General features: G+C 51.1%; 18 protein-coding genes. 12 read left to right on the top strand and 6 right to left on the bottom strand.

The genetic code is table 11. The features are described from left to right. The first annotated feature begins 37 nt into the window (after positions 1–37). From J0A65_RS06775 to J0A65_RS06790, 4 genes are all read left to right on the top strand, one after another. The gene (locus J0A65_RS06775; RefSeq protein ID WP_416135299.1) at positions 38–1873 is read left to right on the top strand and encodes an alpha-amylase family glycosyl hydrolase; all 1836 of its coding nucleotides are present in this window, start codon (positions 38–40) and stop codon (positions 1871–1873) included. A 277-nt stretch (positions 1874–2150) separates the two neighbouring features. Next, a complete protein-coding gene (locus J0A65_RS06780; RefSeq protein ID WP_232849789.1) occupies positions 2151–3641 on the top strand; it encodes an MFS transporter in 1491 nt (496 codons plus the stop codon). Then, positions 3638–5314 (top strand): alpha-amylase family glycosyl hydrolase, encoded by a 1677-nt coding sequence (locus tag J0A65_RS06785; RefSeq protein ID WP_206593382.1) that lies wholly within the window; start codon positions 3638–3640, stop codon positions 5312–5314. The genes J0A65_RS06780 and J0A65_RS06785 overlap by 4 nt, the downstream gene beginning before the upstream one ends. A 213-nt stretch (positions 5315–5527) precedes the next feature. Beyond that, positions 5528–5923, top strand: coding sequence for a DUF3718 domain-containing protein (locus J0A65_RS06790; protein WP_206593383.1), 396 nt, complete (start codon positions 5528–5530; stop codon positions 5921–5923). A 55-nt stretch (positions 5924–5978) separates the two neighbouring features. On the opposite strand, the gene J0A65_RS06795 is transcribed toward J0A65_RS06790, so the two are convergent. Together J0A65_RS06795 and J0A65_RS06800 are read right to left on the bottom strand one after the other, a co-directional pair. Continuing rightward, complete coding sequence (locus J0A65_RS06795; protein ID WP_206593384.1) at positions 5979–7562, bottom strand: L-lactate permease; 1584 nt, start codon at positions 7560–7562, stop codon at positions 5979–5981. Positions 7563–7573: 11 nt separating this feature from the next. Continuing rightward, positions 7574–9433: a TIGR00341 family protein gene (locus tag J0A65_RS06800; RefSeq protein WP_206593385.1), complete on the bottom strand. Its 1860-nt coding sequence runs from the start codon at positions 9431–9433 to the stop codon at positions 7574–7576. A 134-nt stretch (positions 9434–9567) separates the two neighbouring features. Between J0A65_RS06800 and J0A65_RS06805 the strand changes: the two genes are divergently transcribed. Genes J0A65_RS06805 through J0A65_RS06815 form a run of 3 tightly spaced genes read left to right on the top strand, consistent with a single transcriptional unit; the run spans position 9568 to position 11304 of the window. Continuing rightward, positions 9568–10056, top strand: coding sequence for an FKBP-type peptidyl-prolyl cis-trans isomerase (locus tag J0A65_RS06805; RefSeq protein WP_206593386.1), 489 nt, complete (start codon positions 9568–9570; stop codon positions 10054–10056). Positions 10057–10109: 53 nt separating this feature from the next. Further along, the gene (locus J0A65_RS06810; RefSeq protein ID WP_206593387.1) at positions 10110–10592 is read left to right on the top strand and encodes a PH domain-containing protein; all 483 of its coding nucleotides are present in this window, start codon (positions 10110–10112) and stop codon (positions 10590–10592) included. Continuing rightward, complete coding sequence (locus J0A65_RS06815) at positions 10585–11304, top strand: ZIP family metal transporter (RefSeq protein ID WP_332874305.1); 720 nt, start codon at positions 10585–10587, stop codon at positions 11302–11304. Before J0A65_RS06810 ends, J0A65_RS06815 begins: the two co-directional genes overlap by 8 nt. Positions 11305–11320: 16 nt before the next feature. Here the strand turns inward: J0A65_RS06815 and J0A65_RS06820 are convergent, their stop codons facing one another. Then, a complete protein-coding gene (locus J0A65_RS06820) occupies positions 11321–12352 on the bottom strand; it encodes a LacI family DNA-binding transcriptional regulator (RefSeq protein ID WP_206593388.1) in 1032 nt (343 codons plus the stop codon). Positions 12353–12556: 204 nt separating this feature from the next. Continuing rightward, on the bottom strand, positions 12557–13852 hold the full coding sequence (gene tolC / locus J0A65_RS06825) for an outer membrane channel protein TolC (RefSeq protein WP_206593389.1): 1296 nt from the start codon (positions 13850–13852) through the stop codon (positions 12557–12559). Positions 13853–14099: 247 nt separating this feature from the next. Between tolC and nudF the strand changes: the two genes are divergently transcribed. The 5 genes from nudF to parE all read left to right on the top strand — a co-directional run bounded on the left by nudF (position 14100) and on the right by parE (position 18521). Next, entirely contained in the window at positions 14100–14681 is a 582-nt protein-coding gene (gene nudF, locus J0A65_RS06830; protein WP_232849790.1) for an ADP-ribose diphosphatase, read from the top strand. After that, positions 14674–15123 carry a DUF1249 domain-containing protein gene (locus tag J0A65_RS06835; RefSeq protein ID WP_332874306.1) on the top strand — a complete coding sequence of 150 codons (450 nt, stop codon included), beginning with the start codon at positions 14674–14676 and terminating at the stop codon, positions 15121–15123. The genes nudF and J0A65_RS06835 overlap by 8 nt, the downstream gene beginning before the upstream one ends. Continuing rightward, a complete protein-coding gene (locus J0A65_RS06840; RefSeq protein ID WP_206593391.1) occupies positions 15120–15875 on the top strand; it encodes a metallophosphoesterase in 756 nt (251 codons plus the stop codon). The genes J0A65_RS06835 and J0A65_RS06840 overlap by 4 nt, the downstream gene beginning before the upstream one ends. 29 nt (positions 15876–15904) lie before the next feature. Continuing rightward, complete coding sequence (locus J0A65_RS06845; RefSeq protein ID WP_206593392.1) at positions 15905–16552, top strand: YqiA/YcfP family alpha/beta fold hydrolase; 648 nt, start codon at positions 15905–15907, stop codon at positions 16550–16552. A gap of 73 nt (positions 16553–16625) precedes the next feature. Further along, entirely contained in the window at positions 16626–18521 is a 1896-nt protein-coding gene (parE, locus tag J0A65_RS06850; RefSeq protein WP_206593393.1) for a DNA topoisomerase IV subunit B, read from the top strand. A 65-nt stretch (positions 18522–18586) separates the two neighbouring features. On the opposite strand, the gene J0A65_RS06855 is transcribed toward parE, so the two are convergent. Further along, a complete protein-coding gene (locus J0A65_RS06855; RefSeq protein WP_206593394.1) occupies positions 18587–19465 on the bottom strand; it encodes a dihydrodipicolinate synthase family protein in 879 nt (292 codons plus the stop codon). A gap of 10 nt (positions 19466–19475) precedes the next feature. Then, the gene (locus J0A65_RS06860; protein WP_206593395.1) at positions 19476–20252 is read right to left on the bottom strand and encodes an aldolase; all 777 of its coding nucleotides are present in this window, start codon (positions 20250–20252) and stop codon (positions 19476–19478) included. Between the last annotated feature and the right edge of the window lie 71 nt (positions 20253–20323).

Raw genomic sequence — 20323 nt, forward strand, 5'->3', positions numbered from 1 at the left:
TAAAGTTTGTTTACCGCCAATGCTACTAGCCCTGCTGATGGGCTGTGGCCCCGCTCCCGAATCCAGTGCTGATAAGGAGACTGCTGTGAAGTCAGATAAGGCGGCCAGTGCCAGTCAGCGGCCGGTGATTTATCAAATGATGACGCGTTTGTTTGGCAACAAGCAGAGCCACAATCAAGCCTGGGGAAGCGTAGCGCAAAACGGGGTGGGCAAGTTTGCAGATATCAATGACAAGGCGCTGGCACAGATTAAAGCCTTGGGCGCAAACTATGTTTGGTATACCGGTGTGCCTCACCATGCATTGGTGGCGGATTATCAGGCCTTCGGCATCAGCTTGGATGACCCGGATGTGATCAAAGGGCGGGCCGGTTCGCCTTATGCGGTTAAAGATTACTACAACGTGAACCCAGACTTGGCAGAGGACCCAGCCAAGCGCCTGGCGGAATTTGACGCCCTGATTGCCCGTACTCATGCAGCCGGGCTGAAAGTGATGATAGATATCGTGCCCAATCATGTGGCCAGAAAGTACGAATCTATTAGTAAACCTGCCGGTGTCAGGGATTTTGGTGCCGATGACGACACCACCCAGGCGTATGCCAAAAACAACAATTTTTACTACATTCCAGGCCAGGCCTTTGCCGTACCGGATGGCGTGCAGCCCTTAGGAGGGGAAGCACATCCGCTTATCGACGGCAGGTTTGACGAAAATCCGGCTAAGTGGACGGGCAACGGCGCTCGCAGCGCTAAACCTGGCGCCGACGACTGGTATGAAACCGTTAAGATCAACTTTGGTGTGCGTCCTGACGGTAGTTATGATTTTCCGGCCTTACCCGCGGATTACGCAGACCAGAGCTGCCAGGCGCATCTGGCCTTTTGGCAGGATAAAGACCTGCCAGACTCCTGGCATAAATTCCGCGACATCGCCTTGTACTGGACGGCAAGAGGGGTTGACGGCTTTCGTTATGATATGGCGCAAATGGTGCCGGTAGAGTTTTGGAGCTATCTGAATTGTTCGATTAAAGAAGTAAATCCTGACGCCTTACTACTGTCGGAAATCTATATCCCGGAGCAGTATCGCGACTATATCCACCTGGGCAAAATGGATTATCTGTATGACAAGGTCGGCACCTACGATGCCCTGCGGGCTATTGTTGAAGGCAAAGCCGGTACTGAGGTTTTACCTGAGCTATTTAACGGTATGGCGGATATTCATTCGCATATGCTGATGTTCCTCGAAAATCATGATGAGCAACGTATTGCCAGCCCAGAGTTTGCCGGGGATCCGCGTAAGGCCTTGCCGGCCATGGTGGTGTCGTCGTTGGTGACGGGTGGCGCCAATTTGCTGTACTTCGGCCAGGAAGTGGGGGAAGCCGGTGCGGGAGATGCGGGCTTTGGTAAAGCCAGTCGCACCACTATCTTTGACTACTGGGGCGTACCTGCGCACCAGCGCTGGATGAACAACGGCGCTTTTGATGGCGGTTTGTTAAGCAAAGAGGAAAGAGCCCTGCGTGATTTCTACCGCGATTTGCTAAATCTGGCCGCTAATGAACCTGCTCTGCAAGGCGAGTTTGCCGACTTGCACCTGGCTAATCAAACAACCCCAGGTTACAACAATCAGCTCTATAGCTTTGCCCGATTTACTGAGGAGCACGCCATGTTGGTGGTCGCTAACTTTTCTGCACTTGATTCTCAGAGCGTTGAACTGTCAATACCCCGAGGGGTCATCGCTGCCATGGGGCTGACTAACGGTGAATACGCACTAACTAACAGTTTAGGCACAGGTGAGGTGAGCAGTTTGCATGTGCAACAAGGAGAAGGGCGGGTTCACCTCGCTCTGGCTCCGTTGGCATCTGTGGCATTCAAGCTCCGTTAAGGCGCAGGTTAGTTGTTCTTGCATGGGACGAATGAATACGTATGTAAACAGCCCTAAAAGACTCGTGAGCGTGGGCAGGATTTTGTAACATCCTTGCTACCTGATTTATTTACATTCGGGTTACATATGCAGAGGAGACTTGTCTCCTCACCAGCGTAATCCAAGTTGAGAGCATCCTATGCAGAATGTCAGTCATGCCGAGCCATCCGCATCGGCCGAATCCACGGCCAGAGTTGCAGGTGCGAAACCTTCCCTAAGCTTCTGGCAAATCTGGAATATGTGCTTTGGTTTTCTGGGCATTCAGTTTGGTTTTGCCCTGCAAAATGCCAATGTCAGCCGTATCTTTGAAACGCTCGGGGCGGACTACAATAATCTGGCTATCTTGTGGGTGGCAGCACCGGTTACCGGCCTGATTGTACAGCCCATTATTGGCTATTTGAGTGATAACACCTGGACTCGCTTTGGCCGCCGTCGTCCGTATTTTGTGTTAGGCGCCCTGCTGGCCAGTTTTGCCTTGTTTGTGATGCCGCACTCACCGGCGTTATGGATGGCTGCAGGCATGCTGTGGATCATGGATGCCTCAATCAACATTGCTATGGAGCCTACCCGCGCCTTTGTTGGCGATATGCTGCCTAAACATCAGCGTGGTATGGGCTATGCGATGCAGAGCTTCTTTATCGGCGTTGGGGCGGTAGTGGCGTCTGCTTTGCCCTGGATGATGAATAATTGGCTGGGTATAAGCAATACCGCCCCGGCTGGGGTCATTCCTGATTCGGTGCGCTTTGCTTTTTATGCCGGTGGGGTGATCTTCCTGATTGCCGTGCTCTGGACTGTTTACACCACCAAGGAATATTCCCCCGAACAACTTCAAGCCTTCGATGAGGCCGATAAAGCCATGGAAGGGGAGAGTCACGAGCAGCAAAGCTCAAGGCTAAGACCGGTATCGAAAAGCTATTTGCATGGCAGCATCTGGTTGGCACTTGGGGTACTGCTGTGGGGGGTGATCCAGGCTAACATCGACAAACTGGATAAGAACCTGTTTATTCTGGCGGGTGGCAGTATTGCTTTTGGTGTCTGTCAGTTAGTCGCTGGTTGGCTGGCCAGTAAGGAACGTCATCATAACGGTTTTTCTGTGGTGATGAATGACCTGTTCTCCATGCCAACTGCCATGAAGCAACTGGCCTTTGTGCAGTTTTTTTCCTGGTTTCCGCTGTTTGCCATGTGGACTTACATGACCGCAGCCGTTACCTCGCATCATTTCGGCAGCAGCGACCCGACTAGCAGCTTGTATAATCAAGGCGCCGACTGGGTAGGGGTACTCAACGCCACTTATAACGGCGTCACCATTTTTGCTGCCATGCTTATTCCGCTAGTGGTAAAGCTGACCAACCTGCGTATTGCCCATATGCTGAATCTGTTTCTTGGCGGCCTCGGGTATATCTCGTTTTTGTTTATTTCCGATCCTGACCTGCTGATTATTCCCATGATTGGGGTTGGCTTTGCCTGGGCGTCTATTCTGGCCGTGCCCTATGCCATTTTGTCCAACAGTCTGCCGGCCAATAAGATGGGGGTGTTTATGGGCATCTTTAACTATTTTATTGTGTTGCCACAGATCCTGGCTGCCAGCATTCTGGGTTTTCTGGTAACTCGCATTTTTGATAGTCAGCCGATATATGCATTGGTTGTAGGGGGTTGCAGCATGTTGCTGGCTGGTCTTCTGGTGTTGCGGGTCAAAGAGCCACAGTATCAGCAGGGGCCATCCGCATGAGGTTGAAACAATGCCTGCTCGGCTGCGCCACATTGGGATTGGCTGCCTGTGCCAGTCAGCCTCAGCCAAATACACAAGTGTCAGCACAATATGTGGGAACCACCCATCCCTTTGCATCTGAGGCTATTTACTTTCTGATCACCGACCGTTTTGTGGATGGCGATCCTGCCAACAACCATGAGAATCAAGGTGGCGAGCACCCCACGTTTAATTTGCCGTTGACAGGACCGGATGGGAAAACCGCCAATGTGGGCTATATGGGTGGTGACTTTCGCGGTGTGTTAAACAATGCCGCCTTTATCCGGGATATGGGCTTTACCGCTATCTGGATGACCCCCATAGTGGACAATCCGGATCAAGCCTTTGCTGGCGGCGAACCCATCAGCTTTGGCGGGGCGTTTAAGGATGGCGGCAAAACCGGCTATCACGGCTATTGGGGCGTCAACTTTTTTAAGGTCGATGAGCATTATCCTTCTGCGGGGTTGGAGTACGCTGACCTGACTCGCAGTCTGCGCGAGCATTATGGGATTAAAACTGTGCTGGATGTGGTGACCAACCACGGTTCACCGTCCTTTACCATGCCCACAGACCAGCCCAAGTTTGGTGAAATCTATGGCAAAGACGGCCGTTTGCTGGCCGACCATCAGAACCTCTCTCCCGGGCAGTTGGATGCCGACAATCCGTTGCATCAGTTTTTTCACCCTGAAGAGGATATTCTGCAGCTGTCGAATCTAAACGATGAAAACCCCGATGTACTGGACTACTTTGTGGATGCCTACGGTTATTGGTTAAGCCAAGGTGCGGCAGCACTACGTATTGATACCATCAAACATGTTCCGCATCACTTTTGGAAACAGTTCAGTGACAGGTTGCGTGCGCACAACCCTGATCTATTTATGTTTGGTGAAAGCTATGATTACAACGCCAATTTTATTGCGCAGCACACGCTAGCTAAAAATGGCGGGATCAGCGTATTAGACTTCCCCGGCCAGCAGGCGATCAGCAAGGTATTTTCCACCCCACAGAGTGATTTTGCCGAGTTGCTGGATTACCTGCACCTGACCCATGGGCCTTATGCCAATCCCTATGAGCTCACTACCTTTTACGACAATCATGATATGGCGCGTATGAACGCCAGTGACGGCGGCTTTATCGATGCGCATAACTGGCTGTTTACCAGCCGTGGCATCCCTGTTGTATATATGGGCTCAGAAATGGGCTACATGCGCGGCACGGTTGAACATCAGGGCAATCGCAACTATTACGGCCAGGACAATATTGAACTGGCCAAACAACATCCCATTCACGCGCAGTTACAGCGTGTTGCCAATTTACGCAAACGTATTCCGGCCTTGCAACGAGGTTTACAGGTGAATTTGGATTTTGTTGGCGATCAGGCCGCATTTTACCGGGTGGTGCAGCTTGATGGCATGGCACAAACTGCGCTGGTATTGCTGAACAAAGGTGACAGCCCCACAACCATAAAAGTCCAGCGTTACCTGCAAGCTGGGCATTGGCAGGAGCAGTTCAGTGGCGAGGTGCTGGCCCTTGAAGAGGAAGACGCATTGAGCGATGAAGTGCCTGCACATGGAGTGCGGGTTTGGTTGCGCGAAGGGCCAATAAATCTGCCTCAGTTGCAGGCCAAATTGCAGGAACTCACTGCTCACCGTTAAATTTTTGTTAGAAATCCAGCCTGATTACACAGATGTCGGTCAGTCGACTTAAGAGCGCCAGGCCAGGTAACTCCTGGCCTTTACGCTGATGAAACTATACCTTTAAGTCTTAAAGGTATTCATTTAAATACCTGCGTACCATATATGGATCTGTAAAGCCTAATTGTTCATTTGTTAGCCTGTTTACGTCAAGGCACGAGGAGAGGCAACATCATGAAAAAATTTACATTTATCCTGTTGGGTGCGGTATCTGCGTCATGTTTCGCACCTATGAGTTCGGCAGATATCAACGAAGCGTTAGCGAATATCTGCACTATCGTGAAAAACGACGACAAGTCTGAACTGCGTAAGAAACTTAAGAATGTGCAGGATAATTACAATCTTCGCCTGGGGGACTACTACACGGGTGTCAGTTGTGGTGGTAATAGCTTGATCCGTTATGCCATGGAAAACAGTGCGGTGGAAACCGGCACCTATATGATCAAGCGTATGGGCAAAGGTGATTTAACTCAGGTCGAGAAAGATGGCTTGGCACTAAGAGATTGGGCCCAGAATAATGGCTATCTGGACAAGGTTATTGGCCAGGAGCTGGTAGCTCGCATCGATTGAGCCATCCACACAATTTCAACAAAAGCCCGGTTTAACCGGGCTTTTGTGTATCAGGCTAGACTATCCATGTGGCTACCAATGCTGCCGTTACACAGTAATAGAGCATGGGCCAGAAGGTGAAACGGATAATTTTTCCTTCCTGACCATTTAGCCCCACTACGCTGGCCGCTGCGACGACATTCAGTACACAGATCATATTGCCGGCATTAGCGCCGAGCATTTGCAGTGCCAGCACCAAGTTGGGGGGCTGATTTGCCAGTTCAGCCGCGGATTGTTGAAAGGCGGCAAACATCAGGTTGGAAAAGGTCGCCGAGCCAGCAATAAAAGAACCCAAGGCACCAATTAAGGGCGCGACTGCCAGCCAGAATTCTGCCAGGTGACGAGACGCTAATTCTGCCAGTGCCATCGGCATGCTATCTAAGCCAAGGCGGTTTTGAGCTGAATGCAAAAACAGTCTGACCATAGGCACGGCAGCACACAAGGAGATCGTCGCGCCGCGCAGACTCTTCAGGCTGACGTGCAAGGCTTGGCCAAGTTGGGCTGGGCTGGTTTTGTGCGTTGCCAGGGTGATTAAGCCTGCAATCATCATAAGGCCACCAGGCAGATACAGAGGCTGAAAGCTGACCGCCAGCTCAGTGCCTAATATGTCCGACCAGCTCAGTTGTATTTGTTGTAAAAATGGCTTGAAAGGTAATGACGGTAAGCGGCTGACAACTAGCAACAAAGTGGCTGTCAGATAGGGAAGCCAAGCCAATAATAATTGTCCAAACGATGGCATAACACTTGTGGCCGGCAACGGCTGTTCGTCCAGTGACCAGGGTCGTTTGGGTAATAACCAACCTTTCCTGATTATTATCGTTGCCAGCACGAGGCCGCTCATAGCGCCTAGTAAAGAAGGAAACTCGGGGCCGAGCAACCAGGCCACCAAGTAGGCGGGAAGGGTAAATCCCAGGCCACATACCAGGGAAAAAGGCAGCATGGCAAAACCAGCGCGCAGATTGGGGCGTTTAGCAAAGCAAGTGGTCAGCAGCAAACACAGAATAAGTGGTAGCAATGAGGCCACCAAAATATCTATGCTGATCGCTTGGATGGCAATCTGCTGAACATGCAAGTCAGTTGTGTTTAGGCCTTGTTTTAGACCAACAATCACCGGAGTGCCGATGGCACCAAAAGACACGGCGCTGGAATCGGCAACCAATGCCAGTACAACAGCGGCTAGTGGTGGAATGCCAACGGCTACCAACAACGGCGCGCATATTGCTGCGGGGGTACCAAATCCTGCGGCGCCCTCCAAAAAACTGCCGAACAGCCAGGCAATGAGTATGACTTGAACTCTGGGGTCGGGGGACAGTGCCGAGAAACCCTGACGGATAACATCCAATGCACCGCTTTCCCGCAAGTTGTTAAGCAAGAATAGTGCCCCTAGTAGGATCCACAGGATAGACAGGGCAAGGATGATGCCTTCGATAAATGAGGCAGCCATTTGGATGGGTAACATACCCCAAACGAAATAGCAGGCCAACGCGCACAATAATAAGCTCAGCGGCATGGCACGGGTTGCTGGTAGACGGAAAACCACCAGTAGCAGAAATGTCGAACCTATGGGGGTTAAGGCCGCTAATAGTTGTAAGCTGTCCATGCCTGCTGCTCCTATTGCCTGAGCCTAATTTCTGCTTCTATTTGCACATCTCTACCCAACTGCGAGCCTATCATCTGCTTGAGTGCCAGCAGATGTTCGGCGTCTAGTCGCTGTGCACTGACTAAACGCACCGATATCAAGGGGATATCACCGGTACTGATTTCCATAATTGTGAGCTCAACCTGATCACCCAATAACTGCATTTCCCCATGGGGCAGCGCGCGACTTAAGCGGTTTTTGTCTACCAGTTCCTGAAAGGATAAAAACAGCGGAATGCTGATAATTGCCAGGCTGGCGAGGGTAATGCCCATACCTTTACGCGCCAGATGGAAGGGGGCAAAGCCCAGGACTAAGAAGGTCAGGGCTGCAGATAGTGCTATACCCACCAGGTTAGTGCTGAACAGCAAAATGGCACCGCCAGCCATCTCCAGATCGCCCCAACCCAAGCCGATGCCTACCACAGACAATGGAGGAACCAAAGCCACCGCGATGGCGACCCCCGCCAGGCTTTTGGCGACTTCTTCTTTCGCGTTGGCATAGGCGCCGGCAATGCCCGATATCACAGCAACCCCCAAATCCAACAAGGTAGGGGTTAGCCGTGCGCGCATCTCGGGGGTGAGGGTAGATAGCGGCATTAACCAAGTGACTAAAATAGCGCAGCAAAGGGCCAGCGCGATACCGCCGAACAAGGCCTTGGCGGCATTTTGTAATAAACTGCTGTCGGCTCTGGCCAGGCCCATCGCCAAAGAAATAATGGGGGCCATCATAGGGGCTAGGATCATCGCACCAATGATCACCGGGGCGGAATTGGCAAACAACCCAGTGACGGCCAGCAACACGCTCAGTACCATCAATACATAGAAAACTGGTGTAGCTTGGGCGTTTTCTCTGAGACTCCTGAACAGGTCACGAAATTCGTCTTCAGATGCATGGTGAAACACAGGGATGGGTTTATCCGCTAACTCCATAACTGCACTGCCACAGGGTAAGTGCGCCATCTTCAACTGATCTTTGCGGATATCTACACTGCCGTTACGTTCCGGGCTGGCTGGCTGCAAGAGCTGAATGTGCTTTTCGTGTATTTCGCAGACCAGTTCTTTGCTGCCCATGGCCAGACCATCAAGCTGATAGTTAACCCCTGTGGCGGCTCTAATGGTCAGACTGCGGGTTTTTAGCAGGCCGATACTGTCCGGCAGGTTTTTAGGATTGATACGGCCCTGAAACAAAAAACGCAGCATCAGCAGTAAAAATGCCACCACACTGCGCGGTGCGACTGCCACCAGAGACAGACGCCTGTCAGCCGGGTCGAGAACCTCGGTAAGCCCCCCGCCTAGCCAGGGGCGTCGCCTTTGCTCCAGCACCATCATACCCAGCAGTGCCAAGTTAATACGTTGCTCGGTGGCGGTGACCAGTTCATAAGCATGCAATTGCATCTGGCGAAATTTACCCAGCATTGTGGTCAGGGCCTGCCAGCGGGATAAGGCGTGTGAGGTATCCTTGAGATTAAATACCAGTAGCTCACCCACAATAATGCTGGAGAACACCGGGGTGCCGTTGCAGCTCAGGCTGTCGAAAGGACGACTTTCGGCATTCAGTAGTTTGTTGAACAGCTCCGGCAGTTTGTTGCCTGTTGGGCAAAATGCCCGGGCCGCGTGTTTACTCTGTGGGTGCGGTAAAATACCCAATTGCCACTGCAGTTCGGCCGCGTTGTTCCAGAGCATTTTGATACTGTCATCATTCAGGTAAAGCAGCACCCTTTCACCCTGGCCGGGTAATTCACTATTACCGAAAAGCCGGGCTTCAACCTGCTGGTCGCAGCTGGCCAGCAAACCGTCGATATCGATAGAACCGTCATGGATAAGATACGCCATGTGCAATCGGTTTCCTTGTTTCAACAACCAATGTTGCATGCTACTTTAGTGTAGGGACGGGCGTGGTGAAAGTCATGACTTGCTATAAGTCCTGTGATACTTTCCCGCCTCTAATTTTTTAGCTGGAACATAACATGCAAATTGCTGATAACGCCGTGGTACGTTTTCACTACGAAGTAAAACAACAGGATGGAGAAGTGGTAGATAGCAGCCGGGATGAGCAGCATCCTGTGGCGTATCTGCACGGCCATAACAATATTATGCCTGCGCTTGAAAAAGCCATGGTGGGTAAGGCGGCGGGAGACACTTTATCTGTGACTTTAGCTCCTGAAGATGCCTATGGCGAATATCAGGAAGGTGCTGAACAGCGTGTATCTCTTAAACATTTATCCGGCGCGGATAAATGGCAGCCTGGCATGCTGGCACTGGTGCATACTGATCATGGCCAGCGTCAGGTGCTGATTAAAAAAGTCGGTAAGTTTATGGCTACCGTAGATCTTAATCATCCATTGGCGGGTAAAACCCTGACATTCGATCTGGAAGTGATCGATGTTCGTGAAGCAACGGCTGAGGAAGTTGAACATGGCCACGCTCACGGTGAAGGTGGTCATCACCATCACTAATCATGGCTGCATGGGGCAATAGCCCCATGCACTTGCCAGCAGGAAGCAGTGAATTGACTGTAAAAACATCCCGCTTTGCATCTCGTCTGGATAAGGGCTTACTGCCCATCTTGTTATTTTTCCCGCTGATTTTGTGCCTGATTGGGGTGTGGGCATTTTTCCAATCGCCCTGGATTGGCGTTATGGCTGTGTTGCTAGCTTTGGTGCAAGCGGTTGTCAGTCTGGTGTATATCTGGCCTTGTTATTACCAGCTTACCGACACGCAACTGGAAGTACGTTGTGGCTTTACCAGAGTTTGTTTGCCCTATAAAGATATTCATCGTGTTGACGCCTGCAACGCTTCAATACCTTCTCCTGCGCTTTCATTACGACGCTTGGTTATTGAATCTAATCAGGGATTCTTGCTGGTTTCACCGGTCAATCGGAATAAATTTCAGCAAGAGCTGAGCTTGCGCATGCATGGCCGCTTCGTTGGCGACACGCATGAGCCTATGACAGAATCCGAAGACTTAGAGGTGGAAATATCACGTGAGTGACCTCGGGTTGGCCATGCTTTTAGCGCTGGCAGCGGGCTTGGCTATTCCCCTCGGTGGTTGGCTAGCCACCATTGGAAACTTCAGGGCTCGCTGGCTGGAGTTGGAATTTCGCCACTTTATTATCGCCCTGGGTGGTGGCGTGCTGCTGGGGGCTGTGGCACTGGTACTGATCCCCGAAGGATTAACGCAGACAGGAAAAGCTGGTTGGGCGATATTGGTTTTTTTCGCGGGTGGTGTGTGCTTTTTTGCTTTGGAGCGCATGCTGGGTGTTCGCAAGCGAGAAGCGCCGCAGTTAACCGGCATGTTACTGGACTTTATTCCAGAGGCGATTGCCCTGGGTGGATTGCTGGCGACCGGCAGTAAGCAGGCATTGCTGCTGGCGCTGCTCATTGGTGCGCAGAATTTGCCGGAAGGCTTTAACGGATATCGAGAGCTGGTGGGACTCAGCCATCGAAAGCCTGGCCAGGTGCTGGTGTTTATGTTGCTGCTGGCTTTGCTTGGCCCTTTCGCTGCCCTAACAGGGTATGTGTGGCTGGCAGATTACCCTGGCGTACTTGGCTTTATCATGTTGTTTGCATCTGGCGGCATACTATATCTGGTGTTTCAGGATATTGCGCCGCAAGCGCATTTGCAGAAACACTGGGGGCCGCCACTTGGCGCTGTACTCGGATTCGCCATTGCCATGGGGGGACAGATGCTACAACATGCCTGATGACGTGGTTTGCTGCTTAACGCTTAAGCTCGGCCCCGCAACTTTGCCGTATCACCAATTCCGCGGGTAAGAGTTTAGGTTGCTGCCTCTCACCTTTGATCAGACTGACCAGGCTTTTCACTAACATTTCTCCGGCCAGCCGGGTATTTTGATGTACTGTGGTCAGCGGTGGATTGGTAAAACTGGCGGCCAGAATATTATCGTAACCCACCACGGCAATTTGTTGCGGAATGGCCAGTTGCTTGTCATGCAGGGCCCGCATCACACCAATGGCAATCAGGTCACTGGCACAAACTATGGCATCCATTTTCTGACCAGTGCTCAGCAATTGCATGGCAGCCTGATAACCAGACTCCTCTGTGGTAATTGCATCAATTTGAATAGGTAAGGCGCTGGCGCCAGCCTGTGACAGGGCATGGCACATGCCACGGTAGCGCTCAAAAAATTCCGGACAGTGACTATCTGCGCCGCCGATAAAGGCAAAATGTTTACGGCCCTTTTGGATAAGGTGCTGGGTGATCTTGTAACCGCCCTGGAAGTTATCACAGGCGATGGATATTCCGGGGTGCTCCTTATCCACCGCGCCCCAAAGTACGAAATGGGTTTGCTGCTGTTCGAGTTTGGCCAGCTTGTCCTGATAATCCATGTAGTCGCCGTAGCCCAGTAAAATAATACCGTCGGCTTTGTTGGTATCCTCGTAATCTGCGTGCCAGTCGTCGCTGAGCTGCTGGAATGAAACCAGCAAATCATAGCCTTCCTGTGCTGAGGCGCGGGTTATGCTACCTAACATTGACAGGAAAAACGGGTTAATCATGGAGTCATCTGAAGTAGGATCTTCAAACAACAGCAGTGCCAAGGTTTTACTGCTTTTTTGTCTGAGGCTACTGGCGTTTTTATCAACCTTGTAATTCAGCTGTTTGGCAATGCTTTGCACTTTGTCCCGGGTTTCCTGATTAACCAATGGACTGTTACGTAGTGCACGAGACACTGTGGATTGCGACACACCCGCCAGATGGGCAATGTCGAAAGAGGTAGCCTTACCTTTCATGCTGATATGATCAAACCGCGGACAACCATGTATGCCCCTGTTATACACCAGCAAAGTTGGAATATCGACTTGCGAATTAAGAAAAAACAGGACAAGCGAGCATGGGCACTATGCCTGTGTAGTGGGTTTGTGTTTATCTGATAACGGCAAAAAAATAAGCCCCGGTTTACGGGGCTTATTTAGGGCTATTCAAGCAATTTCTGCTTATTTGGCAGCTTTCAGACCACGGTTGATGTCCAGGACATCCTGGTCAACTAGCGTACCGGCAGCTTGTTTCAGCTCCAGGTTGGCAACAATGTACTCATAGCGGGCAATCGACAAGTTACGGCGGGCGTTATACAGGTTACTGGTACTGTTCAACACGTCCACAATGGTCCGCGTACCCACTTCAAAGCCGGCTTCGGTTGCACTCAGGGCGCTTTCGGCCGACACAACAGCTTGTTCCAGGGCCTTGATACGGGAAATGTAGGCAGATACATCATAGAAGTTAGAACGTACATCACGTACTACTTTACGATACACCTGCTCGCGCTCTTCGCTGCTGGCAACAAACTGATGTCTGGCTTGATCGGTTTGCGAACTTACGCGACCACCGGAGTAAATAGGAATATCGACACTGATACCGATGGACGCGGTGTTGCAGCGATCACATCTTGTTACGCCGTCTACTTCTGACTCACTGGATGTGGCAGACGCACTGAAACCTACAGTTGGCAAGTGGCCTGATTTGGCAATTTCAATGTTTTGCTTGGCAATGTCTACGCCAAGTTTAGCCACGGTCAGCTCCAAGCTGCGCTCGTCAGCAATTTGCAGCCAGTCTTCCACGCGGGCGGGAGTCGGTGTGGCGGTACTGAAACTTTCCGTATTCAGTACATTCAATTCGCTATGATAGCTGCCGGTAATTTCACGCAAACCTTCACGGCGGATTTCTACGGTATTTTGTGCAGTGATCTCTTTGGCCACCGCATTATCAAACAGCGATTGCGCTTCGTGCACATCGGTAATGGCGGTCAGACCAACAGCGAAGCGCTGCTTGGTTTGCTCCAACTGACGCTCAATGGCGCGTTTCTCAGCCTGAGCAAATTCCAGGTCATCCAGTGCTTGTAAAACCAGGAAGTAGGCATTCGCAACACGTACTATCAACGCCTGCTGTGCTTGAGCGTAAGTGGCATTTGCCTGAGTGGCAGTCAATTCAGCCCGGTCCAGGGTTTTCCAGTAGCTGTGATCATAAATTGATTGACGCAAGCTTAGGGTGGCGCCATTACTTTCACCGTTGCTTTCCCAACGATCCAAGCTGGCTCCCACAGATAAATCGATTTGTGGTAATAGGCTAGCGCGGCTGATTCCAACAGCGGATTGGGCAGCATCTTTGCGTGCTTGCGCAGCAAGGATAGTAGGGTCTTTTTGCAGGGCCTGTTGATAAACCTGATACAGGTCATCTGCAAAAGCTTGTGAGGTCACGCTAACGCCTACAAGCAAAGACAGCAAAGTTTTTTTCATGAGTATTCCTACGAGATGATGAGCTCGATCACAATTCCGATTAATTGCTGCAAAGTCTAAGTAAATCAAGCGCTAACTGTAACCTTTTTAGGGTAACACTGCGTGTTCAAGTGTAACAGAATATTTAACCACCAGAATGATGCGGTGTCAGGCCGGTGGTGGCTATGCTAGGCTTTCGCCCACAATCTACCAGAAAACTGAGCGAAAATTGAAAGGGATACCGGGTAATTGCGACGACAAGGTGCAAATGCTGGATAAACAGCCGTTATACAAGGGCTTTTTTACCATGCTCAAGTACAGTTTTCGGCACAAGCTGTTCGCTGGCGGATGGAGTCCGATGCTGCACCGCGAAATTTTCGAACGGGGACATGCGGTGGCGGTACTACCATATGACCCGGTGCGTGATGAAATCGTTTTAATTGAACAGTTTCGGGTTGGGGCCATGGCTACCTCCGACAACCCTTGGTTGTTCGAATGCATTGCCGGCATCATTGATAAAGGAGAGAGTCCAGAACAGGTTTGCCTGCGAGAAGCGCAAGAAGAAGCCGGGCTGCATATCACGCGTTTGCATCCCATGCTAAGCTATTTGTCCAGCCCAGGCGGAACCACAGAGCGTTTATACCTGTATGTGGGTGAATGCGATGCATCTCAGGCGCAAGGAGTTCATGGCCTGGCTGAGGAAGGTGAGGACATACGAGTGCATCGGATGTCTTCTGTGCAGGCATTAGCCATGCTCAATGATGGGCAGGTAGATAACGCCGCCACCTTGATTTCCCTGCAGTGGTTTGCCCTGCATAAACAAAAGTTGATTGAGCTTTGGTGTGAGTAATACCAGGATACTGAAAAAACATGTGCCACAACTTGCCACCCTGCACGCCGTGTGTGAGGCGAATTATGGTCGCCTATTAAGACTGCTGCCGGACTTGGATCAGCAGAAACTTGAGTATTGCTTTTCTGCCGGCAAAGGCATGAGTTATCGGATTCAAATTCAGCTCTGTGAGCCATACACCACCACGGTGGAAATGCGCCAACTGACCGATGGTTTGCCTGCATATTTGCAGCCTGTGATGCAGATTCGCTTGTACCACGATGCGCGTATGGCCGAAGTGCTGGGTTTTCAGCATATGGGTAAATTCAAACCAAGCTACCCCTATCCGAATAGCTTGATGCATCAGCGCAACGAAAAAGAACTGGTGAATCATTTTCTGTCTGAGTGGTTAGGCTTTTGCTTACGTCACCTCTCGGCTACCTCTCTTGATCAACGCGGATGAGTGACACGCCTTTTTGCCTGATTCAGATCAGCGATTGCCACTTGTTTGCCGATGTCGACCGCTGTGGATATGGGCAAATCAATCCATATCAAAGCCTGATTAAGGTCCTGACTCTGGCGGCTGATATAGCACCCGATGCACTCTTGCTCAGCGGAGACATCAGCAATGATTGTACCGCACAAAGTTACCAGCATCTGGCCTCGCTGATAGAAGCGTACTTGCCTGGTGTGGACTGGCATCTCATCCCCGGCAATCACGACGATACGGTGCAAATGCAGCGCTTATTTTCAGCGCAGATGACTTGTTTAGAACAGCCGGTGGTAATGGGTCGTTGGATGTTACATGGATTGGATAGTCAGTTTCAGGGCACGCTGGGTAAGGTGGAAGTAGAACAACTTGCCAAGCTGCAGGACAAACTAAAGGCGTTTCCTGACCATCACCATGTGGTGGCTGTACATCATCACCCTATCGCGTGCAATGGGTGGATGGACAAACATGCCTGGGTGAACAGTGAGTTGTTTTTGCAATGGCTGGATACTCAACCTGCTATTCGCCTAGTATTACACGGCCATATTCATACGGACCTTAGTTGGTCACGTGGGCAAAGCTTGATTCAGGCCTGCCCGTCGAGCTGCTGGCAATGGACAGTGGATGCGGATTTCGGGGTGGCGGATGATGCACCTGGCTTACGTTGCATCCGGCTTTTTGCCGATGGCAGGATAGCATCCGAAGTACACAGAATTTTGCCTTAACGTCTTTTTAGGGATTTTGGACTTCATTTATGACTGACCACGTACTGATTTATCTGCACGGTTTTCTTAGCTCGCCGCAATCGGTTAAAGCCCAGCAAGTTGCAGATTTTATGGCAAAAAACGCCGTTAACATCACCTTGGAAGTGCCGCAATTGGCCAACTTTCCGCAGGCAGCTCTGGCACAAGCCAAACAGATTGCCAAGCGGCATCAGGGCAAAGCCCTGACCTTTATCGGTAGTTCAATGGGTGGTTTTCTGGCTACCCATCTGGTCAATGAATTTGGTGGCCGTGCGGTGCTCATTAATCCCGCGGTGGATCCCCATAAGTTGCTGGCGAATTTCCTTGGTGAGCATCAAAACCCCTATACCGGGGAGCGTTTTACCTTAACCCAGACGCATGTGGAGGATTTGCAAGCCCTGGCCATTCAACAATTACGGGAGCCGCAAAATCTGTGGGTGTTGTTGCAGCAAGGGGATGAAACGCTGGATTATCGGCTGGCGGAAGCTTTGTACCGAGACTGCCATTTAACTATTGAGCCCGGAGGCAATCATGCTTTTGAGGGATTTGAACGCTATCTGATGAGTATTTTGGCTTTTTTGCAGGGGCAACCTAAGCCCGGGCAGCGAGATCTTTTCAGCGTGCAGGATACGACAATTGCCCGCCCGGCAGTGACTTGATAACATCAAAAAATCTGCCGTTGTCCCCTGCTAAAGAAACGGCCTGAATTAACCTCAAAACTGTAGAAATTGCATGTCAAATCAAAGCTATAACGCAGAAGCCATAGAGGTATTAAGTGGCCTGGATCCGGTCAAGCGCCGCCCCGGAATGTATACCGATACGACCAGACCTAACCACCTGAGTCAGGAAGTTATCGACAACAGCGTGGATGAAGCGCTGGCCGGGCATGCCAGCAGCATTAAGGTTACCTTATTTGAAGATCAATCGCTGGAGGTGATTGACGATGGTCGTGGCATGCCAGTGGATATTCACCCTGAGCATGGCATCAGCGGTGTTGAGCTGATCATGACCAAGTTGCATGCAGGCGGTAAGTTCTCCAATAAGAACTACCAATTTTCCGGTGGTTTGCACGGGGTGGGGATTTCTGTAGTAAACGCCCTGTCTAACAGGGTTGAGGTAACGATTCGCCGGGATGGCCAGGTTTATCAGATGGCCTTCGCGAATGGCGATAAGGTAGAAGAGTTGCAGGTGATTGATACCTGCGGTAAACGCAATACCGGCACCAGGGTGCGTTTCTGGCCGGATAGTCAGTATTTCGACTCGCCTAAATTTTCCGTTTCCAAGTTGCTGCACGTGCTGCGTGCCAAAGCCGTACTGTGTCCGGGTTTGCGTATTCGTTTTGACGACAAGGTCAATAACCAAAGCCATGAATGGTATTTTGAAGATGGCCTGCGTGATTACCTGTTTCAGTCGGTCGGGGAGAGCATCAGTATCCCTGCCGAAAGTCCTTTTGTCGGCAGTATCGCCGGAAACCATGAAGCCGCTGACTGGGCGGTGATCTGGTTGCCCGAAGGCGGTGAAATTGTTACTGAAAGCTATGTGAACCTGATCCCCACTGCGCAGGGCGGAACCCATGTAAACGGTTTGCGTCAGGGGCTGCTGGAGTCCATGCGGGAATTCTGTGAATTTCGCAACCTGCTGCCGCGCGGGGTTAAACTGACCCCCGAAGATATCTGGGACAGATGTAGTTATATTCTGTCCACCAAGATGCAGGACCCACAGTTTGCCGGTCAAACCAAAGAACGTTTATCGTCCCGTCAGGCCGCCGCATTCGTATCAGGGGTGGTCAAAGATGCCTTTAGTCTGTGGTTGAACCAGCATACAGACATCGCCGAACAGCTGGCAGAAATGTGTATCAGCAATGCCCAGCGGCGCCTGCGACAGGTAAAAAAGGTTGAACGCAAAAAAGTGACTCAGGGCCCCGCTCTGCCAGGCAAGCTCACCGATTGCTCCAGCCAGGATACCAGCCGTAGTGAGCTGTTTCTGGTGGAAGGGGACTCGGCAGGCGGAAGCGCCAAACAGGCCCGCGATCGTGAAATCCAGGCGGTGATGCCGCTACGGGGTAAGATTCTTAACACCTGGGAAGTGGAGTCCAGTCAGGTGCTGGGCTCGCAGGAAATCCATGATATTTCGGTGGCCCTTGGCATTGATCCGGACAGCACGGATTTATCCGGTCTGCGCTATGGCAAGGTATGTATTCTGGCGGATGCGGACTCGGATGGTTTGCATATTGCCACGTTGTTGTGTGCCTTGTTTATTCGTCATTTCCGTGCCTTGGTTGACCATGGCCATGTGTATGTGGCCATGCCGCCACTGTTTCGAATTGATGTGGGCAAAGAGGTGTTCTATGCCCTGGATGAAGGCGAAAAGCAGGGCATTCTGGATCGTATTGAAGCGGAAAAGATGCGAGGCAAGGTGAATGTGCAGCGCTTTAAAGGCCTAGGTGAAATGAACCCGCTGCAATTGCGTGAAACTACCATGGATCCCAACACCCGCAGACTAGTGCAGCTCACTGTAGACGACGATGCCCATACCCATGAATTAATGGATATGCTGCTAAATAAAAAGCGCGCCGGTGATCGCAAGGAATGGCTGGAGAATAAGGGCAACTTGGCGGTTATCCAATAACGTACTTGTTGCAAGCGCTGACGAAATTAAACAAGGGCTGATATTCAGCCCTTTTTTATAAGTACCTATTGCACCGCGGCCATATACTCGCCCAGCTTGGCTTTATCTTCAGCACTTGCTTCTTGGAGTGGCTGGCGTGGGATACCGGCATCTATGCCCAGTAAACTCAAACCAGCCTTAATGGTTTTGGGTAAACCGCCTGCAACTATGTAATGCAGCAAAGGCAACTGTTGATAAAAATGTTGCCGGGCCTTTTCCAGCTCCCCGCAGCGCACAGCTTGATACAGTGCTTTAGGGTGTTTGCCAAGCAGATTAGGCGCGGCGGTGCACCAGCCACTGGCTCCTGCACATAATGCTTCCAGTGCCAGCGGGTTGCAGCCGTTGTAAAAGGGCAGCTTGCCTTGCGACAAACTGAAAATTTTATGCATACGCTGGATATCGCCACTGCTCTCTTTGACCATGCAGACATTGTCAATCTCAGCCGCCATTTTCACAATCAACTCCGGTGACATATCCACGCCACTGGTGCCGGGGTTGTTGTAAACCATAATGGGTAGCGAGGTAGAATCTGCTATGGCTTGGTAATAGGCCTGAATTTCGCTGTCGGTGAGTTTCCAGTAAGACACCGGGATAACCATGATGGCGTCTGCCCCAATACGCTCTGCATACTTCGCCTTTACGATGGCGGCGGAGGTGGTGAGCTCGGAAATGCCGATAATCACTGGCAATCGCTTGTTGACTGTTTTAACCGAACATTCGGCGACGTTCATCCATTCTGCCAGGCTCAGGTAGGCGCTTTCTCCTGTGCTGCCTAGTGGGGCAATGGCATCACAGTCTTGCTCAATCAAGTGCTCCAGGCTTTGTGTTAATGCGGCAAGGTTTATCTCGCCGTTGCCTGAATGAAAGGGGGTAACCGGATAGGCAATAATGCCGGATAGTTGCATGGGAAACTCCTTATATGCAGTCGGGATGTTGTTTCAATGCTTGCCTGGCGTAGTAGGCAAAATTCACTTTATTGCGCTTGTCTGTGGATACCCAGTCATGGGCTTCTCGTGCGAGCGATTCGGGTAAGGGCTGGATTTGCCCGGCGGCCATGGCTAATAGCTGAAGCTTTGCCGCTCGTTCAATCAAAATGGCCAGATTGCAGGCTTCCTCAATGCTTTTCCCGACCACCAATTGACCATGATGAGCGAGCAAAATAGCGCGATTGTTCCCCAAGGCCGCGGAGATAATCTCCCCTTCCTCATTGCCAACTGGAACCCCCGGCCATTCACGCAAAAACGCACAATCCTGATAAAGTGCGCAGGTATCCATCTGGGCAATTTGCAGTGGTACCGCAAGCATGGCCAAGGCGGCTACATGGGTTGGATGAGTGTGAATGATGCAGTTCACTTCTGGATGCTGGCGATAGATCCAGGTATGAAAGCGATTGGCTGGGTTAGCCATGCCGTTGCCATCCAAGGGTTCTAGATCGGCATTCACCTCCATCAGGTTGTCCGCCGTGATTTCATCAAAACCCAGACCGAATGCCTGAGTGATAAAGGTATCGTCTTTTGTCGCGCGACAGGTGATTTGTCCTGCCAGCCCGGCATCATGACCTTTGTCGAATAAGATTCTGCAAGTAAGTGCGAGTTTTTGCCTGTCGCTTAGCAGGGGGTCCTGAATCACCTGATTCATCCGGTGTTGTGCACCCTGCATCAGCTCTTGTTTAGAAAATGCCGCCGTCTTCATAAAGCCTCCGGTGTATGGGGTTGGTGTGAAGGCAAATTAGCGATATTCTGGCCCCCTATAAACATCCAGTT

The organism is Bowmanella yangjiangensis (genome assembly GCF_017255015.1).
GTDB lineage: Bacteria > Pseudomonadota > Gammaproteobacteria > Enterobacterales > Alteromonadaceae > Bowmanella > Bowmanella yangjiangensis.

What these genes read in the sequence shown, in the direction of transcription:
- J0A65_RS06845 (WP_206593392.1), top strand. Translation starts at nt 15,905, where the DNA reads ATGACTGACCACGTACTGATTTATCTGCACGGTTTTCTTAGCTCGCCG.
- J0A65_RS06775 (WP_416135299.1), top strand. Translation starts at nt 38, where the DNA reads ATGGGCTGTGGCCCCGCTCCCGAATCCAGTGCTGATAAGGAGACTGCT.
- J0A65_RS06820 (WP_206593388.1), bottom strand. Translation starts at nt 12,352, where the DNA reads ATGAAAGGTAAGGCTACCTCTTTCGACATTGCCCATCTGGCGGGTGTG.
- J0A65_RS06795 (WP_206593384.1), bottom strand. Translation starts at nt 7,562, where the DNA reads ATGGACAGCTTACAACTATTAGCGGCCTTAACCCCCATAGGTTCGACA.
- J0A65_RS06840 (WP_206593391.1), top strand. Translation starts at nt 15,120, where the DNA reads ATGAGTGACACGCCTTTTTGCCTGATTCAGATCAGCGATTGCCACTTG.
- J0A65_RS06860 (WP_206593395.1), bottom strand. Translation starts at nt 20,252, where the DNA reads ATGAAGACGGCGGCATTTTCTAAACAAGAGCTGATGCAGGGTGCACAA.
- J0A65_RS06780 (WP_232849789.1), top strand. Translation starts at nt 2,151, where the DNA reads ATGTGCTTTGGTTTTCTGGGCATTCAGTTTGGTTTTGCCCTGCAAAAT.
- J0A65_RS06790 (WP_206593383.1), top strand. Translation starts at nt 5,528, where the DNA reads ATGAAAAAATTTACATTTATCCTGTTGGGTGCGGTATCTGCGTCATGT.
- parE (WP_206593393.1), top strand. Translation starts at nt 16,626, where the DNA reads ATGTCAAATCAAAGCTATAACGCAGAAGCCATAGAGGTATTAAGTGGC.
- J0A65_RS06785 (WP_206593382.1), top strand. Translation starts at nt 3,638, where the DNA reads ATGAGGTTGAAACAATGCCTGCTCGGCTGCGCCACATTGGGATTGGCT.
- J0A65_RS06800 (WP_206593385.1), bottom strand. Translation starts at nt 9,433, where the DNA reads ATGGCGTATCTTATCCATGACGGTTCTATCGATATCGACGGTTTGCTG.
- tolC (WP_206593389.1), bottom strand. Translation starts at nt 13,852, where the DNA reads ATGAAAAAAACTTTGCTGTCTTTGCTTGTAGGCGTTAGCGTGACCTCA.
- J0A65_RS06855 (WP_206593394.1), bottom strand. Translation starts at nt 19,465, where the DNA reads ATGCAACTATCCGGCATTATTGCCTATCCGGTTACCCCCTTTCATTCA.
- J0A65_RS06805 (WP_206593386.1), top strand. Translation starts at nt 9,568, where the DNA reads ATGCAAATTGCTGATAACGCCGTGGTACGTTTTCACTACGAAGTAAAA.
- nudF (WP_232849790.1), top strand. Translation starts at nt 14,100, where the DNA reads ATGCTGGATAAACAGCCGTTATACAAGGGCTTTTTTACCATGCTCAAG.